Genomic DNA, 20,947 nt, shown 5'->3' on the forward strand with positions numbered 1-20,947 from the left:
CTGGAGATGGGCGGCTACGATCCGGAGAAATACAGCGGATTTGCCTTCGGCATGGGCGTGGAGCGGATCGCGATTCTGAAATACGGCATTGACGACATCCGCCATTTCTACAATAGCGATATGGCGTTCCTGAAGCAGTTCGCACGGAATTAATACTCGGATAAAAGGAAGTGAGCGTACATGAAAGTATCAACCGAATGGCTGTCTGACTATATATCTCTTGACCAGGTAACCGCTGAGGAACTGGCTGAGCGCATTACCCGGGCGGGTATTGAAATCGATGCAGTGGAGAACCGGAACAAAGGCGTCACCGGCGTTGTGGTCGGTTATGTAAAAAGCAAAGAGAAGCATCCGGATGCGGACAAGCTGAATGTCTGCGTCGTCGATGTGGGGCAGGGTGAAGACCTGCAGATCGTATGTGGCGCCAAAAATGTGGACGCTGGCCAAAAGGTGCCGGTAGCCACGATTGGAGCCGTGCTGCCCGGCGATTTCCGTATCAAGAAAGCCAAGCTGCGCGGCGTTGAGTCCCAAGGCATGATCTGTTCCGCGAAGGAACTGGGCATGAACGACAAGCTGCTGCCGAAGGAGCAGCAGGAAGGCATTCTTGTTCTCCCGGCAGACGTTGAGCTGGGCACTCCGATCGAAAAGCTGCTTGGCCTGGACGATAAGGTGCTGGAATTCGACCTGACCCCTAATCGCTCGGACTGTCTCAGCATGCTGGGTGCCGCTTATGAAGTGAGCGCAATCCTCGGGAGAGACATCAAGGTTCCCGATCCCGAGCAGGACTTGATTGAACAAGCTGAACCAGCAGCTGAACATCTTGCGGTATCCGTAGCGGCGCCGGAACTGTGCACCCACTATGCTGCCCGCGTGATCACCGGGGTGACCATCGGGGCTTCCCCATTGTGGATGCAGAACCGCCTGATGGCTGCCGGCATCCGCCCGATCAACAACATTGTCGACATCACTAACTATGTGATGCTGGAATACGGGCAGCCCTTGCATGCCTTTGATGCGGCCAAGCTGAGCGGACGGATTGAAGTCCGCCTCGCCCGCTCTGGCGAGACGCTTGTTACGCTGGACGATCAGGAACGCAAGCTTGAGCCTCATATGCTGCTGATTACCGATGGAGAGAAGCCGGTGGCGCTGGCGGGCGTCATGGGCGGTGCCAATTCGGAAGTTACGGAAGACACGGTTGATATCGTGCTGGAGTCGGCGAAATTCGACGGCGGAAGCGTACGTAAAACATCCCGCCAGTTGGGCCTGCGTTCCGAAGCAAGCCTGCGTTTTGAGAAGGAGGTTGACCCGGGGGCAGTTATCCCGGCCCTCAACCGGGCTGCTGCGCTGATCCAGCGCTACGCCGGCGGAGCCGTACAGAAGGGGGTTGTCCAGTTTAATGAAGCCCGGACAGCTCCGCGCATCATCACCTTGTCGCTGGAGAAGCTGAATCGTTACCTGGGGACTGATCTGTCGACGCTAGAAGTGAAGACGCTTTTCAGCCGCCTGCATTTCCCTTGTGGTGACAAGGAGCACGGTCTGCTGGAAGTGGAGGTTCCGACACGCCGCGGCGATATTACGCTGGATGTGGACTTGATAGAAGAGGTGGCGCGCCTCTACGGGTACGATCATATTCCAACCACAGCGATCGAAGGTCCGACAACGCCGGGGGCGCTCACTCCAGCACAAGCCCTGCGCCGTTCCCTGCGCAGCCTGCTTGTTCATGGCGGATGGCAGGAGGTTATCAGCTATTCCTTTATTCATCCGGATCTTACGGAGCTGTATCCTGCGCTTACGGCCGGCAGCCATCCGGTGGCGCTGGCGATGCCGATGAGCGAGGACCGCAGTGTGCTGCGCACCAGCACCATCCCGCAACTGCTGGATGCCTCGGTATACAACATGAACCGGAAGCAGGAGGACCTGGCTTTCTTTGAGATTGGCGGCGTGTTTTTCAGCGGAGAGCAGACACTGACCAAGCAGCCGCAGGAAATTCCTGTGCTCGGTCTGCTGCTGACGGGCAAGCGCCGCGGCCAGCAGTGGAATGTGGCAGCGGAAGCAGTCGATTTCTTTGACATCAAGGGTGCTCTTGAAACGATTTTTGATTATGTAGGACTCGAAGGCAAAGTGCGTTATACCGCTGACAGTCCGGCAGGATACCATCCGGGACGTTCCGCCTCCGTGTATCTTGAGACCGAAGGGCAATCCGAGCTGATCGGCACGGTGGGCCAGGTTCATCCTGAACTGCAGCAGCAGTATGACCTAGAGGACACGTATGTGGCGGAAATCGCGTTGGAGCCGGTTATCCGGCACAGAAACAGCGTGATCCGCTACCAGGAGCTGACCCGCTTCCCTTCCGTTGATCGGGATATTGCGGTTGTGGTTGACGAAACGGTGGAGGCAGGCGAGCTGCTGCGTGTGATCCGTGAAAACGGAGGCGAGCTGCTAACCCAAGCCCGTGTGTTTGACGTATTTACAGGCAGCAAGCTCGGTGAAGGCAAGAAAAGCATCGCCATCGCGCTGCTGTACCGCCATCGTGAGCGGACCTTGACCGATGAGGAGATCAACGAAACGCACAGCCGGATCGTTGCGGCGCTGGAACAAACTTTTGGCGCTGAATTAAGAAAGTAGCAGGAGATAAGTCAAGCCACATCGAATCTTAGGTGAAGAGGTTCGGTGTGGCTTTTTAGCCTGCGCTGGCCGAGCACCAGACTTGATCAGTCATGAAATAACCTGCAAAATATAAGATAAGCCAAAATGAACAACAGACACCCTAGAATCAACACACAGAACTGGAGGAGGGCTTTATTGTGACTACACCGGATCGCACGCGCGTTACCGTTGAGATATACGGAAATTCCTATAAACTTGTTGGAAGCAGTTCAGAATATATGAAACAGGTTGCAAGCTACGTAAATGAACGAATGCATACGATTGCCCAAGCCCACTCCCATCTGGATATCCCGCGGATCGCGGTTCTTGCGGCCGTTCATATGGCGGAGGAAGCGGTCAGATCCCAGGAAACTGAACGGAAAATGAACCGGATCATCGAGGAGCGTTCCGAATTGCGCGAAGACCTGGCGAGACTGCAAACCCTGCTTGGGGAACAGCAGCAGAAGAATGCGGCTCTGCAGGAGTCGGGTGACCGTTTCGTGCAGGAGAAGCAGCAAACCTTGGCCAGACTGGCGGAAGTTGAGCAAAATGCCGCCCGGGAGAAGACTGATCTGAAGAACCGGCTGGAGCAGCAGCTGAAGAAGGAAGCTCAGCTCCTCAAAGAGAAGGAGCAGGCGCAGATCGACGCGCAGAGGAAGCTGGCGGAAGCGGCCAGACAGGCAGAGGCCAAGCTGGCAGCCGCTGAGAAGGAATATGCAGCACGGCTTCAATCGGAAAAGGAGCGGCTGCAAGCCAGCCTGAACGAAGAACAGCGGAAGGCGAAAGCGTCATGGCAGGCGGAAACGGCGGCCCTCCGCAAACGTTTGGAGGAGGAGAAGGGTCAAATTCTGGCTTCGTTGCAGGAAGAACAGGCACAGCGTCAGGAGACCGAGTCCCTGCAAGCTGAAAGTAGGCAGCATTATGAAGAGGAACTCAAGCAGCTGCGGAACCGTTTGGAGGAGCTGGAAATAAGTGAGCAGCTGCTGACCGAGGAACTGCATGGAACTTCAGAGCAGGTGCAGCAAGCTGAAACAGTACGCCAGGAGCTTGAGGATCGGTTGAAGGAAGCGGCTGCTGCCGAAGAAATCTCGGCCCGCAAGCTGCAGACCCTTCAGACTGAGGTTAATGAGAAGGCTGCGGAGTTAAAGCGGCTGCAGCAGGCTTCCGCTAAAGCGGAGGAAGAGCAAAGACGGATGCAGAAGCTGCTTGAACAGGCCCATGTCTCGGTGCGCAAGCTGCAGGCGGAAGTGGCCGAGCTGTCCAAGAACGAGCAGGCATCCCGCGAACAGACCAAGAAGCATGCGGCAGATTTGGAAAGCCGCCAGCGGGAATTGAACGAGAAGACGAGCCGGATCGCTGAGCTTGAGCAGACTATTGAGCAGTTCCAGGCGGAAGTGGCCGAGCTGTCCAAGAACGAGGAGACGGCTCGCGAGCAGGCCGAAAATCATGCAGCTGAAGTGGAACGTCGCCAGCGGGAGTTGAATGAGAAAGCGAACCGGATCGCTGAGCTTGAGCAGACTATTGAGCAGTTCCAGGCGGAAGTGGCCGAGCTGTCCAAGAACGAGCAGACGGCCCGCGAGCAGGCCGAAAATCATGCAGCTGAAGTGGAACGTCGCCAGCGGGAGTTGAATGAGAAGGCGAACCGGATCGCTGAGCTTGAGCAGACTATTGAGCAGTTCCAGGCGGAAGTGGCCGAGCTGTCCAAGAACGAGCAGACGGCTCGTAAGCAGGCCGAGAAGCATGCAGCAGATTTGGAACGTCGCCAGCGGGAGTTGAACGAGAAGACGAACCGGATCGCCGAGCTTGAGCAGAGTACTGAGCAGCAGCAAGAAGAGATGGCCGATGCACTCAAGCAGGCGGAGGAAGCACGTGAACGGAATAACCGTCTGCAGGAGCGGATTGCGGAGCAGCAAAGGGCTCTGGAATCAGTGCGGGCCGAAGCGGACCTGGCGGCAGAGCTTGCCGCACAGAGCGACCATCAATATGAGCAGCTGCGTGAGAAGACCGCAAATCTGCAGGAGCAGTCCGAACAGCTTCAGGCGGAGCTTGAACGATTGAACAGACAAGCTGCTGAACAGCGGACACAGCTTGAACAGGCAGAGGAAGAAGCTGTTGAATGGCAGATCAAATATGAGGAGAAGCTCGCCGAGCTTGAGCAGATCCGTGAGGAAGAAGCCCACCGCCAGGAAGAACTGGCTGCCTGGGAGCAGCAGATCGCATCTGCAGTCGAGGTTAGGGAGCGCCTGCAGCAGGAGGTCGCCGAAGCGAACCGCGAGAAGCAGGACACCTTGACCGAGCTGCAGTCCGTGACAAAAGTACGGGAGGAGCTGCAATCCCAGATGACTGAAATCGGTGAGCGCTATGAGCTGGCTGCCCATCAGCTGAGACTGCTGCAGGTGGAACGCGAAATGGAACGTGAGAAAACGGAAAGCCTTGCGGAAAAGCTGGAGCAGCTGCAGGAGGAATATTCAAAGCTTCAAACGGAGTATAACGAGTGGATCGAACTGATTGAGCAGGACCAGTGACCATGAACATGAACAGAATAAACCAAGCCGTCCCGGCTGTAAGTCAGGACGGCTTGGTTTCGTCTATTCAACTATAAGCTTGGCTGTCATGGAATGATGGCCGGAGCCGCAGAATACGGAGCAGTCAATCTCGTATTCCCCTTTCTGCTCGGGCGTAATCACCTGGGAGGTATTTCTGCTGTCCAACTGGACGTTAAGGCCCTGTATGACGACACCATGTGTGCCTTCTACGTTCTCAAAAGAAATTTTTACAGGAACTCCTTGTTTCACGCGGTATTCCTGCTGGTCAAACGCAAAATTGCTTGCTTTGATCACGATTTCTTCACTGGCGTCTGTTTGCTGTGTAGCTGCATCCGGAGAAGCTTTGCTTCCGCAGGCAGACAGGAGCAAAAGCAGCAACCCGGCTGATATCAGAATGAATCCGTTGCGTCTAAAGAGCTTGAATCCCATATGCTCTCCCCCAATCCATTGGCTTAATTCAGCATACTGCTGCTGAAATGTATCCTATACGCCATCATACCGCAAGTTGTCCGGGGAGAATGTGATCAATTTATGAAAATGAACTTCATTCTGTAAAAAAGAGGCTTCCCGGTGTTTGGGAAGGCCTCTTTTGCCTGCTGTTGTTCCTATGGAAGATCTAAGTACGGTCGTTGTTGTTTCGCCCGGCTTCAAAAGGAGTCGAAACCGGAATAAACAGGTCGATAATTCCGATGACGAGCGCAGCAAGCAGGGCGCCCAAAACGGAAACCTCCACACCGCCCACGATAAATTGTGCGATGTAGATGACCAGCGCGCTGACCAAAAAGCCTACAATGCCGCGTCCGAACGGACTGACTCTGCGGCCGAACATGGCTTCAATGATCCAGCCGATGACGGCAATCACAATGGCGAGAATCAGAGCGCTCCAGAAACCGCCCACGCTGAATCCGGGAACAATCCAGCCGACAACGAGAAGCACGAGCGCGGCAACGACAAAACGTACAATATGGCCTAGAATTCTCATGGTATGCCTCCTGTTCTGCTCCCAGCCCGCAAATGGATTGCAGGCTGGAGAATGGCCGCGGTTTCTTTGAAATCCGCGGATATGCAAGCATTAGTATGTTACGCGGACGCCCGTCTTATGCTGTTTTATGCCCAGAATGCATTCTGACGAAAGATACTTCATAGCAAACGGCAGTAAATAGCGAAAGCGGCCAGCTTTCGTTATAATACAGATATAACTGAGAGGAGCTGTAACGTTGGACGCAAAAATTTTGCAAACACTTGAATATGGTAAAATATTGAGCTCATTGTCTAATTACACGCAAACGCCGATGGGTAAACATGCAGCCATGCAGCTTCGCCCCGGCTCGGATGCGGTGCATATACAAGCTTTATTGAAAGGCACGGACGAAGCGTTCGCTGTGGATCGTCTGAAGGGAACCCCTTCTTTTACCGGAGTGGTTGATATATCCCCTGCCGTGAAGCGGGCGCGAATCGGAGGCACCTTGAATCCGCATGAGCTGCTCGGCATCCGGACGACCATTCAGGCGGGGCGGCGGGTCAAGGTTTATATTGAGGGCGTGCATGAAGAACATGCCGTTGAATCCCTGCTGTTCATCAGTGAGCAGCTATCAGACCAGAAGCCGCTGGAGAACGCCGTCAAAGCCTGTATCGACGACAATGCCGAAGTGCTGGATACCGCAAGCGCGGAGCTGGCTCAAATCAGGCGCGAGCTGCGCTCCGGCGAGGTGAGAATCCGTGAAAAGCTGGACTCCATGATCCGGTCCTCCACAGTATCTAAGATGCTGCAGGACCAGATTATAACGATCCGCGGCGATCGGTTCGTCATTCCTGTCAAAGCGGAATACCGTTCCTATTTCGGCGGCATCGTGCATGATCAGTCCGGTTCCGGCGCCACCCTGTTCATCGAGCCTGAATCCATCGTAACGATGAACAACAAGCTGCGTGAAACGAGAATGAAGGAAGAGCGAGAAATTGAGGTCATTCTGCAGAAACTGACCGCACAGGTGGGAGAACAGGCGGAAATGCTGCTTTATGATCTTGATCTGCTTGGCAGTCTAGACTTTATTTTCGCCAAAGCGCGGCTTGCGAGAGAAATGAAGGCGACCCTTCCGGTGATTAACGATCAAGGCTATATCAGGCTGAAGAAGGGCCGTCATCCATTGATTCCACTGGACAAAGTGGTGCCGATCGATGTTGAATTGGGTGGCAGTTACTCGTCCATCATCGTGACCGGACCGAATACCGGAGGTAAGACGGTAACACTCAAAACGATCGGACTTCTCAGTCTGATGGCAATGTCCGGCCTGTTTGTTCCCGCCGAGGATGAGAGCGAGCTGTCGGTGTTTGATGCGATCTATGCCGATATCGGCGACGAACAGAGTATCGAACAAAATCTGAGTACATTCTCCAGCCATATGACGAATATAATCAGCATACTGCGGCAGATGACTGCCAAAAGCCTTGTTCTGCTGGATGAGGTGGGAGCAGGGACGGACCCTGCTGAAGGCTCGGCATTGGCGGTGGCGATATTGGAGCATATCCATGCAATTGGCTGCTGCATGGTGGCTACGACGCATTACAGCGAGCTTAAGGCGTATGCATATGAACGGGACGGCATTATTAACGCCAGCATGGAGTTTGACGTGGCTACGCTGAGTCCGACTTATCGCCTGCTCGTCGGTGTTCCCGGACGAAGCAATGCTTTTGCGATTGCGGAACGGCTCGGCCTGCCCAAGCAGATTCTGGATTATGCCCGCGGCGAGGTAACCGAGGAGGATCAGCGTGTCGAGCATATGATCGCTTCTCTGGAGGAGAATCGCCTTACAGCGGAACAGGAGCGGTCCGAGGCGGAAAGGATGCGCAGGGAGACTGAAGAGCTTCGCACCCGTTATCAAGAGGAGCTCGACAAGCTCGAAAGACAGCGTGAGCGCATGCTGGAGAAGGCAGACGAGGAAGCCCGCGAGGTGCTTCTGAAGGCCCGCAGCGAGTCGGAACGGATTATTGCTGATCTGCGCAAGCTTGCCCAGGAGGAAGGCGCTGCCGTGAAGGAGCACCGTTTGATTGCCGCCCGCAAGGAGCTTGAGGAGGCGGAACCAAAGCAACGCAAAAAATCGTCCGCTCCGCGCCAATCCGCCAAAACGCGGGCCATCGAGCCCGGGGATGAAGTGCAAGTGCACAGCCTGCGGCAGAAGGGGCATGTCGTTGAACTGTCCGGCAGCAAGGAAGCTATCGTGCAACTGGGCATTATGAAAATGAAGGTCAGTCTGGATGACCTTGAGCTGCTGGATGCGCCGAAGACTGCTCAGCCCAAGCAGCGCGCGGTTGCCGGTGTGAATCGGACACGTGACGATCAGGTCCGGAGCGAACTGGATTTAAGAGGAGCCAATGTGGAGGAAGCGTTGATTGAAGTGGACCGGTTTATGGATGAAGCTTTCATGGCCAATCTGGGTCAGGTCTACATCATTCACGGTAAAGGTACGGGTGTGCTGCGTTCCGGCATTCAGGATTATCTGCGCCGCCACAAGCATGTAAAAAGCTACAGACTGGGCAACTACGGGGAAGGCGGGGCAGGTGTGACCGTCGCCGAGTTAAAATAGCTCGTCCATAAGTACCTGTTTGCGGCTTGTGACTGATTGGGAGGGAGAAAGTGAAAGAGATCGATCAACTGCTGACCTATCCGCTTGGAATGTTGCTGGGGTATTTTTCGGTTGCGGTGGTTCAGCTCATTGTGTATCTATATTGCTTTGAACTGGTGACCCGATACAAGTGCTGGGATGAAATCCGCAAGGGCAATGTGGCTGTCGCCATGGCCACCGGCGGAAAGGTATTCGGGATATGCAACATTATGCGCTTCAGCATTAACGGAAGCTCCTCAGTGTATGATACGATGATCTGGTCGTTTCTGGGATTTCTGCTGCTGCTGGCCGCTTATTTTTTGTTTGAATTTCTGACACCCGTATTTTCGATAGATAAGGAGATCCAGAATGACAACAGGGCTGTTGGCTTGTTTTCCATGATCATCTCCATTTCGCTGTCTTATGTAATCGGTGCCAGCATCAGTTAATTTACGCTTTTAATTGCGAGTTAAACGGAGGAAACAAAGATGGAAAAAACGATTTGTCCCTGGTGCCAGACGGAAATCGTCTGGGATGAGGAGCTTGGCCCGGAGGAAGAGTGTCCCTACTGTCATAACGAGCTGAAAGGATATCGGACGCTAACGGTCGATATCGGCGAGGATGAGGACGAAATTTCGAATGGCCGTCAAGACGATGAATATGATGACGAGGAAGCGCAGGATGAGGAATTGTTGTCCTGGCAGGACGAGGGCCTTCACAGGCTCCCGGTTCTGCATACGCTGCAGAAATATGAGGAAAGCGGGCAGGACCTGCTGGCTTATGAAGAAGGTGTCGAAAAGGTGCTGGACAGCCAGGAAGAGGTTCCGGAATGTCCGCATTGCCGGGAGTACATGCTGCTGACAGGCACAAGAACCGTTGCGGCGGATACCTTTGTCCCGTCTGTTCCGGCTTCGCTTGGAAAGCCTGTTCTTGAACCGCCTTTTACCATGAATATCTATGTATGCGCCGGGTGTTTTCAGATTCAGCACAGCCTGGCCGAGGACGACCGACTCCGGTTGATGCACACGCTGAGTACCGGCCGTAAATAAAATGACAGCTGCCCTCCTGACATGTTTTAAGCATTTTGGGGCATGTTAACGGAGAGCCCGCAGGGCGGATCTCGGTTAGAGGGGGAACACTGTTGAAAACGAGCTTGAATAAACAGTCCATTCTGCTGCTTGGCATGAATGGGCTGTTTGTATTTGCAGGAGCGCTGTCAGGCACTTTTCTCAACGTATATCTGTGGAAAAGCAAACCGGATTATGCCATGATCGGCTGGTTTACCGTCAGCCAGCAGGTGGCGCTCGGACTGACCTTCTGGATTGCGGGAAAGTGGGTAAAGGAGCATAACAAAATGAATGCCCTCCGCGCGGGCACAGCCCTGTCCGGGATATTTTATCTGCTTGTTTTATGGTCCGGGCCCAAAGCCGTTCATTATATCTGGCCGCTTGGCATTCTGCTGGGAATCGCACTTGGTCTGTTCTGGCTTGCGTTTAATGTTGTCTATTTTGAAGTTACCGACAGAGGAAGCAGGGATCGGTTTAACGGCTGGGTCGGTCTGCTCGGGTCTTTAGCAGGTATCGTAGGCCCATGGCTGTCAGGCTGGATTATTGCAAGCATGGAAAACGACGCAGGCTACCGTGTCATCTTCAGTATCTCACTGGCGATTTATATCGTTGGGGTTATTCTCAGCTTTTTCCTCAAGAAACGCAAAGTCAAGGAAGAATATAACTGGGCCGAGCCGTGGAGCAGGTTGAGTGATGTGAAAAGTCCCTGGAGGCCGCTCTCCTTGGCGCTTGCCGCCCAAGGCATCCGGGAAGGGGTATTCTCTTTTCTTATTACTTTGCTCGTCTTTGTAGCTACCAAGCAGGAATGGAAGCTCGGGCAATTTTCGCTCATTACGTCGGCGGTATCCCTTCTCAGCTACTGGGCGGCGGGCAGATGGCTGCGGCCGCGCTACCGCTCCGCAGGCATGCTGGCTGGGGCGGTGCTGCTTGTAGCAGTGCTGTTTCCTCTGCTCTGGAAGGTGCAGTATGGAACACTTTTGTTCATGGGCATCGGCACATCGTTGTTTATCCCGCTTTATCTGATCCCGATCACTACGCTGGGCTTCGATTTGATGGGAACGACAGAGCGCAATGTTGCCGAACGCGTGGAACTGGTGGTGCTGCGCGAGCTGTGCATTATGACGGGGCGGCTGATCGGAACGTTTATCTTTATCGGGGTGCTTTCGGTGAGCCGCATGCCGCATGTCATCACGTGGCTGATGATCGGTCTTGGATGTGCGCCCGTAATCGGCTGGTTCTTTGTGCGGGGAATGATGAAATCCGCGGGTTGGAAGCCGGTATCGGAATAGCTTTACTTTGTATTTTTGCTGTAAAAGACAATATTGTTCATTTTAGCAGCCCTTCAGATATGAATGGCTGTTTTTGCTTTGCACCTGTTCTGAATTGATGTAATATAAGTATTATCTTTTTCGCAGACCTGACATGAAGATCCGGTCAATGTCCGCGAAAACACGCTGGAGGTCTTTGCATGACAGAGTTGAATGAGACAAAATTAAAGGTGCTGGAGCTTCTGAAAGAGGATGCCAGACGTTCGCCCGCCCTGCTGGCGACCATGCTCGGCATTGCCGAGGAGGAGGTTAAAGCCGCCATTCAAGAGCTCGAAGACAAGCATGTGATCGTGAAATATGCAGCGGTCGTCAATTGGGACAAGGTGGATGACGAGAAGGTCACCGCGTTAATTGAGGTTCAGATAACGCCGGAACGGGGCAGAGGCTTTGAAGGCATTGCGGAGCGCATCTATCTGTATCCGCAGGTGAAATCGGTCTATCTGATGTCCGGAGCTTATGATCTGCTGGTGGAGGTGGAGGGCAAGAATCTTCGCGAAGTCGCGAACTTTGTATCGGAGAAGCTGTCCCCCATTGACTCCGTACTGTCGACCAAAACGAATTTCACTCTGAAAAAATACAAGCAGGACGGCATTATCTTCGATGACAAGGAAGAAGATAACCGCCTCATGATCTCGCCGTAAAGGAAGCGACTCATAATGACACTTAATCAAGAACAAGCTCGGCAGGCTGGAAGCAAATCCATGAACTCCTATCTGGCCCCCCTGGTTCGAGACATCCAGCCTTCGGGGATCCGGAAGTTTTTCGATCTGGTCGGAGGAAGCAAGGATATTATTACGCTTGGGGTAGGGGAGCCCGACTTTACAACCCCCTGGCATATGCGCGAGGCTTGTGTTTATTCCCTGGAGCGCGGATTTACAAGCTATACGTCCAATGCGGGCATGCCGGAGCTCCGCGAGGCGCTCAGCCAATATTTGAGCAGCCGCTTCTCCGTAAGCTATAACCCGCAGGATGAGATAATTATAACGGTCGGGGGCAGCGAAGCCATTGATCTCGCCTTGCGTGCCCTGATTACACCGGGGGATGAAATTCTCATCCCGGAGCCTTGTTATATTTCATATTCTCCGATTACGGCGATTGGCGGCGGGGTCCCCGTCGGCATCGAAACGTTCGCGGACAACGGCTTCAAACTGACGGCGGAGGCGCTTGAGGCGAAAATCACACCCCGCTCCAAGGTGCTGATTCTCTGCTACCCGAGCAATCCTACGGGGGCAACGATGAGCTATGAGGACTGGCTCCCGATTGCGCAGGTGGTTGAAAAGCATGATCTGATCGTGATTTCGGACGAAATCTATGCCGAGCTTACGTATGATCAGAATCATGTCAGCTTTGCGGCCATCCCGGGAATGCTGGACCGAACGATTCTCGTCAGCGGTTTTTCCAAAGCCTTTGCGATGACAGGCTGGAGAATCGGTTATACATGCGGCCATCGGGATCTCATTTCGGCAATGCTGAAAATTCATCAGTACACCGTCATGTGCGCTCCTTCGATGGGGCAGGTAGCTGCACTGGAAGCGCTGCGCAACGGAATGGGGGAAAAGGACCGGATGGTTGATGCCTACAACCAGCGCCGCCGCTTGATGGTACAGGGCTTCAGGGACATGGGACTGGACTGCCATGAACCGCAGGGAGCTTTCTATGTGTTCCCGAGCATTCAATCCACTGGGTTAAGCTCGGATGCGTTTGCCGAAAGACTGCTCTATGAAGCCAAAGTCGCTGCCGTGCCGGGAAATGTATTTGGTTTGGGGGGCGAAGGATATCTGCGCTGCTCCTATGCCACATCCGTTGCCCAACTGACCGAAGCGCTGGAACGGATCGGAAATTTTGTGCACAAGCTGAAAACAGAAGGCGTCTGACGGTATTAGGAGCCCCCTCGAGGGGCTTCTTTTTTGCATTCCCAACCTGTGCTATATTGAATGCATGGGAAAAGGGAGGTACATAGATGAAGAGGTTGTTGAAGCTGTGCGGTGTGCTTGCATTTCTATTCGTGGCGGCTGGCTGCGGGGAGGACGACAACAAGGCATTTTCCATTTTTATTATTGATAATCAAGGGGATCCGTCGGCCGTCAGCCAGCAGCTTGAGCAGAAGCTGCAGCAGAAGCTCGGTGAAGGAGGGCCGGCTGTCGAAGTGGTCGCTAGTCCCATCTATGACCGCTCTAAGCTGCTGGTGGAATATGTGGCCGGAGAGCATGATATTTTCATTCTGCCGGAGGAAGATATGAGAAATAACGGCAGAGAAGGCGGGAACCTGCCCCTTGATGAATACTTTGACAAGGAAGCTTATCCGAGGGGTGTCTTTGAAGGAGCTGTATTCAAGCCGGTGAATAAAGATGGACAAGCAACAGAGGAGACGGTGATGGAAACTCATCTGTACGGTATTCCTGCCGATCAGATGGCTCTGTTTAAGGAGGTTGGCTACGCCTCATCCAATCTGTTTGCAACAGTCCCGCCAAGGACGGGCAATCTGGAAGAAACGGTCAGCGTACTGAAGGCTTTGGCAGAATAATAATTGATTTACGGCTGTTCTGTACGCTGACTGGGAGGAATTCGTATGTTAATCATGGTTACGGGAGGATTCGGTACCGGGAAGACAAGGTTTGCATTGTCAATGGCAACGCGTCTTGCCCGTGAAGGAATTTATATTTCGGCTCCTGGCCGGCTTGCCGCCGGAACATCTGCCAGAGGCTGCGAACTGCCGCCGTCTTACCACAGGATCAGCGTGGACCAAGAGATGCCGCTGCCCAATGTGCTTGAGCATCTCAATTTGGAGTCTAACATCTTCCGTGCCGACCGCAGGATCGTCATTGTTGACAGCATTACAGGCTGGTTGAGTGACGAATTTGGCAGCGGACCGCTGGAGCAAGCGGAGCGAAGGCGGCTTGAGGTGAAAGCGGAGCGATTATCGGACAAACTGCTGAACTATCAGGGGATGCTGCTCGTCATTACGAATGAAGTGTACCCCATGCTTCATCCCAGTGAAGAAGAGGCGCTGTTCGGCAGGCTGATATCCCGCCTGAACATGGAAATGGCTGTACGGGCGGACAAGGTATTCCAGCTGACGGCAGGTTTGGCGATGGAATTGAAGGAGCGCAGCTTGCGATATTAGGGCTAAATCGTAAAGGAGGAATATAATGGGCGTATATACAAGAACGGGAGATGAAGGCGAAACCTCTGTCATTGGAGGACGGGTGCGCAAGGATGATGACAGGGTTGAAGCTTACGGCACTATTGATGAGCTGAACAGCTTTGTGGGACAGGCGATCAGCTTTGCCGAGGAGGATGTGTTCGAGGATCTGCGGCAGCAATTGGCCGAAATCCAGCAGGAGCTGTTCGACTGCGGCTCCGATTTGGCTTTTGTAAGGCTGAGCGATAAAAAATATAAGGTAAAGGAAGAGATGGTGCTCCGGCTTGAAGAGTGGATCGACCGCTGTGAAGAGGAGAACCCGAAGGTGGAGCGTTTTATTATTCCTGGCGGCAGCCGCTTCTCTTCAGCTCTCCACGTATGCCGTACAGTATGCCGCCGCGCTGAGCGGCGGGCTGTTACGCTTGGCTCCCATTCGGAAATTAACCCTGCTGTCCGCAGATATTTGAACAGGCTGTCCGACTATTTCTTCGTGGCTGCACGTACGGCCAATACAAGGCTGGGAGTGGCTGACGTGGAATATGTGCGCAGCAAAAAGGTGTTTGGTAGAAAAGAATGACCGCTTATTATGATCCAATAGTATATGAGGTTCCGCCTGAAGATGAAGGCATGCTGCTGAAAACGATTTTGCACAAAAGAATGAGCGTTTCACGCAAGCTCCTCTCCCGCCTGAAGCTTACGGAGCAAGGGATTATGCTCAACGGAAGCCGTGTGTACGTCGACGTGAAAGTGCGCCCGGGGGACCGTGTGGAAATCCGCATGGTATGGGAGACCTCGGAGGATATTCTGCCTGAGTCTATTCCCTTTGATATCCTGTATGAGGATGAGCATCTATTGATTGTGAATAAAGCCGCGGGCATGATTGTCCATCCGACGCATGGCCACTATACGGGAACGCTGGCTAATGCGGTTGTACATTACTGGCACTCCAAGGGAGAATCGTTCCGCTTCCGTCCTGTTCACCGGCTGGACCAGGATACCTCGGGTGTGTTGGCCATCGCCAAAAACCCGTATGCCCACCAGCATATATCCGAGCAAATGATTGCAGGTACGGTGGACAAGCGGTATACGGCCTATGTGCACGGCTGTCCGGAGCCGACCACAGGAAGAGTGGACGGTCCGATCGACCGCGATCCGCTTAATCCGCACAAACGCATTGTAACGCCTGACGGGTATCCTGCCCTCACGCTTTACAATCTTGAGGAGAAATGGCCGGAAGGCAGCAGAATCTCTTTGAAGCTGGAAAGCGGGCGAACGCACCAGATCCGTGTGCATATGACGGATATTGGCTGTCCGCTGATCGGAGATCCGATGTATTTTATCAATCCCACGCCAGAAAGTGCTGATACCGGGAAGGCCGAACGAAGAGCATTTCTCGACAGTGTGATTTCAAGACAGGCGCTGCATGCCGTCGAGCTTTCCTTCAACCATCCGCTCACCGGAGAGCGGTGCACGTTCCAGGCCCCGCTGCCGCCGGATTTGCTTCGTCTGGAAGAAGTGCTGCAAGCTGCAGAATAACATATAGTTGCTAAAGAAAAGCATCGTATTGGGATGGAAATGATGGAGGACATACAATATGAGTAAATTGACGGTTTATCAATATCCGAAGTGCAGCACCTGCCGCAATGCTGTAAAATGGCTGCAAAACCATGGGCATGAGCTTGAGCTTCACCACATTGTGGAGGAGCCGCCAACAGCCGACCAGCTTGCGGAGCTGGTGGACAAGAGCGGGCTTGATCTGAAAAAGTTCTTTAACACAAGCGGCGAGGTGTACAAGGAACTGAAGCTGAAGGACAGACTGCCGGGAATGAGCCGAGAGGAGCAGCTGAACCTGCTTGCTTCCAACGGCATGCTGATCAAGCGGCCTGTAGTTACCGACGGGCAGCGGGTCAGCGTCGGATTTAAAGAGGATCAATACAGCGAGGTATGGGGACAGGCATAAGCCTGTCTTTTTTCGCAAATTGCTACGGAATCTTACTATGAAAAAAGAACTGGAATTGCTTGTTATAGCCAAGGTTTGCGGAAGGATGGGGTGCCGTGATAGGAGCGTTGATCGGTCAAGGCAATACGGCAGATATATATGATGCAGGCGATAAGAAGGTTGTTAAGCTGTTTAAGCAAGGTGATTCGTTAGATCATGCTCGGCAAGAATTTGAAAATTCGAGGCTGCTGAACGGCTTGGATCTTCCCATCAGCAAAAGCTACGAACTGGTAACGTATGAAGAAAGACACGGGATTATCTACGATAAAATTGAGGGAGAATCGCTGCTTGATTTGGTTTTGCGGACGGGTGATGTCGAGCGGTACGCAACCGTTTTAGCCCTGTTTCACAAACAAATCTTGTCCTGTAAATTGGGTGGCGCCGCAAGCCTGAAGTCCATTTTAAAAAGAAATATTGAATGTACAAAAGACTTAACAGACTTATGCAAATCACAATTATATACTGCTCTGGAAGAGTTGCCGGATGGTGACCGGCTTTGTCATGGAGATTTTCATTTCGACAATGTGCTTGTACACGAAGGAAAGAACTACATGATCGATTATATGAATGTATGCCGCGGGCATGAATACGGAGACATAGCCAGAACGGTGTACTTGATTGAAATGACCCCTGTGCCCTCCCAAATGATCGACAGCGAACGAATTCTATGGATGAAGAAAAGGGCAACCGACGTTTATTTGCTGGAAATGGGCGTTACCCGGGGGGACTTGGCGGATTGGTTATTGGTAACCGCTGCTGCGCGGCTCTCGGAATTGAACCATGAGCAGCGGGATGAGAAAAACTCGGTGCTGCAATATTTGTCGATGCGGGGAGTGTGTGAGTAAAAGGCAGGAAAGTGGATGGGCAGGCCCCTAAACGATCGCCAATATGGTATACTCGAACAAGATTATTTTTACGGAAATGGAGCGAGACACTTACGTGACACAAAACAATGGACAATCAGTTATGCTGGTGGACGGAATGGCCCTGCTCTTCCGTGCCTATTACGCAACAGCAGCCCATGGATATATACGGCGCACCAAAGAAGGAATCCCGACCAATGCCATCTATGGCTTTATCCGCTATTTCTGGGATGCGGTGCAGGCCTTCGGCCCCACTCATGTCGTCTGCTGCTGGGATATGGGAGGCAAGACGTTCAGGGGAGAGCATTTTGCCGCATACAAAGGCAACCGTGCGGAAGCCCCGGATGATCTGATCCCACAGTTTGCATTAATTCGTGAAGTCATGGATAGTCTCGGGATTCCGAACATTGGGGCAGAAGGCTACGAAGCGGATGATTGCATCGGTACCCTGGCCTGTCATTATTCCCGTGGCGAAAATACGGACGTGCTGATTCTGTCAGGCGACCATGATCTTCTGCAGCTGGTGGATGAGCGGATTAAAGTCATTATTATGAAAAAAGGCCAGGGCAACTATATGGTCTATACGCCCGAAAGCTTGATGGAGGAGAAGGGGCTGCAGCCCCGTCAAATCATAGATGTCAAAGGATTGATGGGGGACACAAGCGACAACTACCCGGGGGTGCGCGGCATCGGCGAGAAAACGGCGCTGAAGCTGGTGCAGGAATACGGCTCCATCGAGGGTATCCTGGCTAACCTGGAGAATCTGAGCCCGTCGGTTAGAAAGAAGATCGAGAACGATCTGGACATGCTTCATCTGTCGCGCAGGCTGGCTGAAATCCATTGTGAGGTACCGGTTGCCTGCTCGCTGGAAAGCAGTCTGCTGCAGCTTGATCACGCGCTGATCGCTGCCAAGTTTGAACAGCTTGAAATGAAAAGCCTGAGTATAATGATGGGAGTGGCGGCAGGATCATGAGAATGAACAACGCAGCGGCCTCAGCCGTCTCCGTGAACATTGGATTGCCGGCCGTGCTCATACACGGCGAAAAGGAAGTGCTCAGCGGTATTAACAAACTGCCCGCAGACGGACCCATTCTTCTGACACGCAGCGGGATTCCTGGTGACGGACAAGCCGATCTCGTGCATCATGGAGGTCCGGACAAGGCGGTGTGCGTGTATGATCACAGCCGCTATGCGTATTTTGCGCAGCTGATGGATCGCGAGCTTGCCTTCGGGGCTTTCGGGGAAAATGTGACGATATCGGGGGCAGCGGAGGATACAGTCAGCATTGGGGACATCTTCCGGCTTGGCCGTGCGCTCGTGCAAATCAGCCAGCCCCGTCAACCCTGCTTCAAACTGGCGGCAAAGCATGCATGGAAGGAGCTGCCGCAGCAGTTTCAGCAGACAGGGTACACCGGCTATTATTTCAGAGTGCTTGAAGAGGGGGAACTGGTTGCGGGAGATGCGATGGAGCTGGTAGAGAGGCCGAAGGAACATATCACCGTAATGGAGGCTAACCGGATTATGTACCAGCGGAAGGATCAGGCTGAAGAGACGAAACGGCTGCTCGATGTAGAGGAGCTGTCGGAGAGCTGGAAGATGACCCTGTGCAAACGTTTGGGCTGAAGGATTGGATTACATAAGGAAGGGAGAGATTGAAATGTCAGTATTGGGCGCCATTGAAGCAGGTGGGACTAAGTTTGTATGCGGTATCGGTAATGAGCAGGGGGAAATTATGGATAGGGTCAGCTTCCCGACGGAAGCGCCTGAGGTGACGATGGCCCGGGTCATTGAGTATTTCGAAGGGAAAAATGTCGAAGCGATCGGAGTTGGTTCCTTCGGACCCATTGATCCGATTGTCGGCAGCAGTACATACGGGTACATTACAACAACCCCCAAGCCCCACTGGAGCAACTATAATCTGATCGGCAAGCTGAAGGAACATTTTGATGTTCCGATGGGCTTTGACACGGATGTGAACGGAGCCGCTCTGGGTGAATACACATGGGGAGCCGCCAAAGGCTTGGACAGCTGCATTTATATTACGGTTGGAACGGGCATCGGCGCGGGAGCCGTAGTCGGAGGGCAGCTGCTTCACGGTTTGTCTCATCCGGAAATGGGTCATATTCTGGTCCGCCGTCATCCGGAAGACACATTTGCAGGTTTTTGTCCTTATCATGGGGACTGTCTGGAAGGCCTTGCCGCAGGACCTGCCATCAACAAGCGGTGGGGGACTCAGGGGGCAGAGCTGCCCGCGGATCATCCCGCATGGGAGATGGAGGCCTACTATCTCGCTCAGGCCTTGATGAATTATGTTCTGATCCTTTCCCCGCAAAAGATTATTATGGGCGGCGGAGTCATGAAGCAGGAACAGCTATTCCCGCTGGTCCGCCGCAAGCTGCAGGAGCTGCTTCAGGGCTACGTCCAGCATGCAAGCATTACGGCAGATATCGACAGCTATATCGTGTCTCCGGGACTTGGCGACAATGCCGGCTTGTCCGGTGCGCTTGCGCTGGCTCGGTTGGGGATATGATGATTTTGTAAAAAAAGCTTTGACGAGGCGTACGTTTCCGTTGTAAGATGAGTTTAACAGCATAGTACGGTTTATAAGGAAGCACCTATTTTGCGAATTACGCAGAATAGGTGCTTTTTTTGTTGCCGGATGATGCTGCATACATAGTTTTGAGGAGGTTTGCAGTATGGAGATTGTATTCTTGAACAAGCTGTCGAAGACGGAGGAAGCAGACGTGCTTGGGGCTGCCCAGGTTTGGATCGGGGAAGAAGAGGGAGTATGGTCTGTCGGCTGGCGGACTACAGAAGGGGATGGAGCGAAGGATAGCGTCTGGTATGAAGGCCGTTCATGGCAGGAGATGCTCTCCATTTACCGCTATCAGCTGGCTTTGAAGCTGTCTGAAGGGTACCGTCCGCTTATTGATGGGGTATTCCATGAACGTGAGGAAGGCGGGAGCCGTGGTTTGTTTGTGCAGAAGCTGTGCTGCTACAGCGACCTTTACCCCCGCGAAGATGTGTATACTGAGCTTACGGTCTGGCGCCGGCGCCGGGCAGCAGCCGAGCACAGGGCTCCGTATATGATTGCCAGCAACCGTTTGCTCAAGCTGATCAGTGTCTTTCTTCCCCAGAATGAAGCGGATCTGCTTGAGCTGCCGGGCATGGGGGAGAGCAAGATGCGGGCCTATGGAGCGGATCTGCTGGCCATCACCTCCAAGGGGGAGCAATACCGTCCATTTCCCTTGCACTGGGTGATGGAGGAGATTGATCCTCATGACTTTATCAATTGGAGCTACCGCCAGAAGGAACAGAAGTACAAGCTGGAGCTCGACAGGTATAATCAGCGCCAGTCGGTTCTGCAGGGAGCGGCAGCAGGCCTCGGTCTGGAGGAAATCAGTCGGGAGGCGGGACTGCCGCGCAGGGAAGTTATTGAAATGCTGGAGGCGCTCATGAAAGAAGGATATGATGTGGATAATGTCATCCGAAGCGAGCTGTCGGCAGCTCCGGAGCAGGAGCAGGCGGCGATTCGGGCGGCTTATGAGGAACTGGGGGACCGCTTTTTGAAGCCTGTCATGCAGCGGGTGTACGGCGATCAAAGCAATGGGAACCTGAAGTTGGATGAAATTTATGAACGGCTGCGGCTGGTGCGTATCTGGCACCGCCGTGATGAAGCCGGCAAGCGCAGTGCCAGTTGAACCAAACGGCAGTTAAAGCACAAAAGACGGACCCTGTCCCGAAGGAAGGCTCCGTC

Annotated in this window: 21 protein-coding genes; 19 read left to right on the forward strand and 2 right to left on the reverse strand. The window is 53.4% G+C overall.

Annotated elements, in window-relative coordinates:
- From ACI1P2_RS03280 to ACI1P2_RS03290, 3 genes are all read left to right on the forward strand, one after another.
- Positions 1–153, forward strand: a 153-nt coding sequence (locus ACI1P2_RS03280; RefSeq protein ID WP_458295504.1) for a tRNA ligase subunit PheS family protein, incomplete at its 5' end; no start/stop codon positions are given.
- 27 nt (positions 154–180) lie between these two features.
- A complete protein-coding gene (pheT, locus tag ACI1P2_RS03285; protein WP_355316778.1) occupies positions 181–2,625 on the forward strand; it encodes a phenylalanine--tRNA ligase subunit beta in 2,445 nt (814 codons plus the stop codon).
- Between the two features lie 179 nt (positions 2,626–2,804).
- Complete coding sequence (locus ACI1P2_RS03290) at positions 2,805–5,171, forward strand: hypothetical protein (RefSeq protein ID WP_355316780.1); 2,367 nt, start codon at positions 2,805–2,807, stop codon at positions 5,169–5,171.
- A gap of 63 nt (positions 5,172–5,234) precedes the next feature.
- Here ACI1P2_RS03290 and ACI1P2_RS03295 read toward each other — a convergent pair whose 3' ends face one another.
- Both ACI1P2_RS03295 and ACI1P2_RS03300 read right to left on the reverse strand, forming a co-directional pair.
- Entirely contained in the window at positions 5,235–5,621 is a 387-nt protein-coding gene (locus ACI1P2_RS03295) for a cupredoxin domain-containing protein (protein WP_355316782.1), read from the reverse strand.
- Between the two features lie 187 nt (positions 5,622–5,808).
- Positions 5,809–6,174 carry a phage holin family protein gene (locus tag ACI1P2_RS03300; RefSeq protein ID WP_355316784.1) on the reverse strand — a complete coding sequence of 122 codons (366 nt, stop codon included), beginning with the start codon at positions 6,172–6,174 and terminating at the stop codon, positions 5,809–5,811.
- A gap of 235 nt (positions 6,175–6,409) precedes the next feature.
- Here ACI1P2_RS03300 and ACI1P2_RS03305 point away from each other — a divergent pair, with 235 nt between their 5' ends.
- The 16 genes from ACI1P2_RS03305 (at position 6,410) to ACI1P2_RS03380 (ending at position 20,891) form a co-directional block, all read left to right on the forward strand.
- Positions 6,410–8,773: an endonuclease MutS2 gene (locus ACI1P2_RS03305; RefSeq protein ID WP_355316785.1), complete on the forward strand. Its 2,364-nt coding sequence runs from the start codon at positions 6,410–6,412 to the stop codon at positions 8,771–8,773.
- 89 nt (positions 8,774–8,862) lie between these two features.
- On the forward strand, positions 8,863–9,240 hold the full coding sequence (locus tag ACI1P2_RS03310; protein WP_355316921.1) for a DUF350 domain-containing protein: 378 nt from the start codon (positions 8,863–8,865) through the stop codon (positions 9,238–9,240).
- 39 nt (positions 9,241–9,279) lie between these two features.
- A complete protein-coding gene (locus ACI1P2_RS03315; RefSeq protein ID WP_355316787.1) occupies positions 9,280–9,840 on the forward strand; it encodes a hypothetical protein in 561 nt (186 codons plus the stop codon).
- Positions 9,841–9,932: 92 nt separating this feature from the next.
- Positions 9,933–11,147: an MFS transporter gene (locus ACI1P2_RS03320; protein ID WP_355316789.1), complete on the forward strand. Its 1,215-nt coding sequence runs from the start codon at positions 9,933–9,935 to the stop codon at positions 11,145–11,147.
- A gap of 179 nt (positions 11,148–11,326) precedes the next feature.
- Positions 11,327–11,827 carry an Lrp/AsnC family transcriptional regulator gene (locus ACI1P2_RS03325; protein ID WP_355316790.1) on the forward strand — a complete coding sequence of 167 codons (501 nt, stop codon included), beginning with the start codon at positions 11,327–11,329 and terminating at the stop codon, positions 11,825–11,827.
- 15 nt (positions 11,828–11,842) lie between these two features.
- Positions 11,843–13,060, forward strand: a complete 1,218-nt coding sequence (locus ACI1P2_RS03330) for an aminotransferase class I/II-fold pyridoxal phosphate-dependent enzyme (protein WP_355316792.1) — start codon at positions 11,843–11,845, stop codon at positions 13,058–13,060.
- Between the two features lie 86 nt (positions 13,061–13,146).
- Positions 13,147–13,710 carry a hypothetical protein gene (locus tag ACI1P2_RS03335; RefSeq protein ID WP_355316793.1) on the forward strand — a complete coding sequence of 188 codons (564 nt, stop codon included), beginning with the start codon at positions 13,147–13,149 and terminating at the stop codon, positions 13,708–13,710.
- A gap of 45 nt (positions 13,711–13,755) precedes the next feature.
- A complete protein-coding gene (locus tag ACI1P2_RS03340; protein WP_355316795.1) occupies positions 13,756–14,310 on the forward strand; it encodes a bifunctional adenosylcobinamide kinase/adenosylcobinamide-phosphate guanylyltransferase in 555 nt (184 codons plus the stop codon).
- Positions 14,311–14,335: 25 nt separating this feature from the next.
- Complete coding sequence (locus tag ACI1P2_RS03345) at positions 14,336–14,905, forward strand: cob(I)yrinic acid a,c-diamide adenosyltransferase (RefSeq protein WP_355316797.1); 570 nt, start codon at positions 14,336–14,338, stop codon at positions 14,903–14,905.
- Positions 14,902–15,864 carry an RluA family pseudouridine synthase gene (locus tag ACI1P2_RS03350; RefSeq protein ID WP_355316798.1) on the forward strand — a complete coding sequence of 321 codons (963 nt, stop codon included), beginning with the start codon at positions 14,902–14,904 and terminating at the stop codon, positions 15,862–15,864. The genes ACI1P2_RS03345 and ACI1P2_RS03350 overlap by 4 nt, the downstream gene beginning before the upstream one ends.
- A gap of 58 nt (positions 15,865–15,922) precedes the next feature.
- A complete protein-coding gene (locus ACI1P2_RS03355; RefSeq protein ID WP_355316799.1) occupies positions 15,923–16,288 on the forward strand; it encodes an arsenate reductase family protein in 366 nt (121 codons plus the stop codon).
- 95 nt (positions 16,289–16,383) lie between these two features.
- Positions 16,384–17,172, forward strand: coding sequence for an aminoglycoside phosphotransferase family protein (locus tag ACI1P2_RS03360; protein ID WP_355316800.1), 789 nt, complete (start codon positions 16,384–16,386; stop codon positions 17,170–17,172).
- A gap of 94 nt (positions 17,173–17,266) precedes the next feature.
- Positions 17,267–18,163 (forward strand): 5'-3' exonuclease, encoded by an 897-nt coding sequence (locus tag ACI1P2_RS03365; RefSeq protein WP_355316923.1) that lies wholly within the window; start codon positions 17,267–17,269, stop codon positions 18,161–18,163.
- 2 nt (positions 18,164–18,165) lie between these two features.
- On the forward strand, positions 18,166–18,813 hold the full coding sequence (locus tag ACI1P2_RS03370) for an MOSC domain-containing protein (RefSeq protein WP_408976120.1): 648 nt from the start codon (positions 18,166–18,168) through the stop codon (positions 18,811–18,813).
- Positions 18,814–18,847: 34 nt separating this feature from the next.
- Positions 18,848–19,720 carry an ROK family protein gene (locus tag ACI1P2_RS03375; protein WP_355316803.1) on the forward strand — a complete coding sequence of 291 codons (873 nt, stop codon included), beginning with the start codon at positions 18,848–18,850 and terminating at the stop codon, positions 19,718–19,720.
- 166 nt (positions 19,721–19,886) lie between these two features.
- Positions 19,887–20,891 (forward strand): HRDC domain-containing protein, encoded by a 1,005-nt coding sequence (locus ACI1P2_RS03380; protein WP_355316804.1) that lies wholly within the window; start codon positions 19,887–19,889, stop codon positions 20,889–20,891.
- The last annotated feature ends 56 nt before the right edge of the window (positions 20,892–20,947 follow it).

Origin of the sequence: Paenibacillus jiangxiensis, from assembly GCF_046098255.1 — a bacterium.
Lineage (GTDB): Bacteria > Bacillota > Bacilli > Paenibacillales > Paenibacillaceae > Paenibacillus > Paenibacillus jiagnxiensis.

Excerpts from the sequence above, each read along its gene's own strand:
- pheT (WP_355316778.1), top strand. The coding sequence starts at position 181 with ATGAAAGTATCAACCGAATGGCTGTCTGACTATATATCTCTTGACCAG.
- ACI1P2_RS03295 (WP_355316782.1), bottom strand. The coding sequence starts at position 5,621 with ATGGGATTCAAGCTCTTTAGACGCAACGGATTCATTCTGATATCAGCC.
- ACI1P2_RS03300 (WP_355316784.1), bottom strand. The coding sequence starts at position 6,174 with ATGAGAATTCTAGGCCATATTGTACGTTTTGTCGTTGCCGCGCTCGTG.
- ACI1P2_RS03310 (WP_355316921.1), top strand. The coding sequence starts at position 8,863 with ATGTTGCTGGGGTATTTTTCGGTTGCGGTGGTTCAGCTCATTGTGTAT.
- ACI1P2_RS03315 (WP_355316787.1), top strand. The coding sequence starts at position 9,280 with ATGGAAAAAACGATTTGTCCCTGGTGCCAGACGGAAATCGTCTGGGAT.
- ACI1P2_RS03325 (WP_355316790.1), top strand. The coding sequence starts at position 11,327 with ATGACAGAGTTGAATGAGACAAAATTAAAGGTGCTGGAGCTTCTGAAA.
- ACI1P2_RS03330 (WP_355316792.1), top strand. The coding sequence starts at position 11,843 with ATGACACTTAATCAAGAACAAGCTCGGCAGGCTGGAAGCAAATCCATG.
- ACI1P2_RS03335 (WP_355316793.1), top strand. The coding sequence starts at position 13,147 with ATGAAGAGGTTGTTGAAGCTGTGCGGTGTGCTTGCATTTCTATTCGTG.
- ACI1P2_RS03340 (WP_355316795.1), top strand. The coding sequence starts at position 13,756 with ATGTTAATCATGGTTACGGGAGGATTCGGTACCGGGAAGACAAGGTTT.
- ACI1P2_RS03345 (WP_355316797.1), top strand. The coding sequence starts at position 14,336 with ATGGGCGTATATACAAGAACGGGAGATGAAGGCGAAACCTCTGTCATT.
- ACI1P2_RS03350 (WP_355316798.1), top strand. The coding sequence starts at position 14,902 with ATGACCGCTTATTATGATCCAATAGTATATGAGGTTCCGCCTGAAGAT.
- ACI1P2_RS03355 (WP_355316799.1), top strand. The coding sequence starts at position 15,923 with ATGAGTAAATTGACGGTTTATCAATATCCGAAGTGCAGCACCTGCCGC.
- ACI1P2_RS03370 (WP_408976120.1), top strand. The coding sequence starts at position 18,166 with ATGAACAACGCAGCGGCCTCAGCCGTCTCCGTGAACATTGGATTGCCG.
- ACI1P2_RS03375 (WP_355316803.1), top strand. The coding sequence starts at position 18,848 with ATGTCAGTATTGGGCGCCATTGAAGCAGGTGGGACTAAGTTTGTATGC.
- ACI1P2_RS03380 (WP_355316804.1), top strand. The coding sequence starts at position 19,887 with ATGGAGATTGTATTCTTGAACAAGCTGTCGAAGACGGAGGAAGCAGAC.